The sequence below is a fragment of the Vibrio olivae genome (assembly GCF_042428525.1).
In the GTDB taxonomy this organism is placed as follows: domain Bacteria; phylum Pseudomonadota; class Gammaproteobacteria; order Enterobacterales; family Vibrionaceae; genus Vibrio; species Vibrio olivae.
This window is the reverse complement of record NZ_JBHMEP010000117.1, coordinates 1-550: the sequence shown is the minus strand read 5'-3', so window position 1 is coordinate 550 and position 550 is coordinate 1. Positions and strand designations below refer to the sequence as shown.

Annotated in this window: 1 protein-coding gene; it reads left to right on the top strand. The window is 43.8% G+C overall.

Annotation, left to right across the window (positions count from 1 at the left end):
* A partial coding sequence (locus ACFFUV_RS23800; protein WP_390198489.1) for a hypothetical protein occupies positions 1 to 183 on the top strand: 183 nt, incomplete at its 5' end.
* Between the last annotated feature and the right edge of the window lie 367 nt (positions 184 to 550).

Genomic DNA, 550 nt, shown 5'->3' with positions numbered 1-550 from the left:
CTAAAGATGATGGAGGAAAACGGGGTGGACGTGAAAGCCCTGGACCAGCGGGCGCAGGAGCTTTCCCGCCAGGGCAAGACGGCGATGTACTTTGCCCGGGACGGGAAGCTGGCGGGCCTGATCGCGGTGGCGGACGTGGCCAAGCCGGACAGCCGCCAGGCGGTGGAGGCCTTCAAGCGCTGACAGTTGGATGGGCATTTTATTTTGGATATACTTCATTAACAAAATGGATCTTTTGCGAAACGCTATAGCCAGAATCCTTATATAAGTATTCGGCTGTTCCCCATTATTATACAACAAATAAACTAAATCGCTAGTATCAGCAATTGTTAGAACAACTATGCACGTAAAAATCCCTCTGTAGCATCTAGGATTTCTTTTGCTATTCCTCTTTCATTTCTTCTTCGTCGGTTTGAAACATACTTTTTTCATTTTACCACATTTTTTGCAATAACTATAGTGACTTTTTATATATACAGAACCTCATGTTGATGGTGTGCAAACAGCATAAGATTTAAGCTAGCTTTAAGATAGGTTGTCTATTATCAAA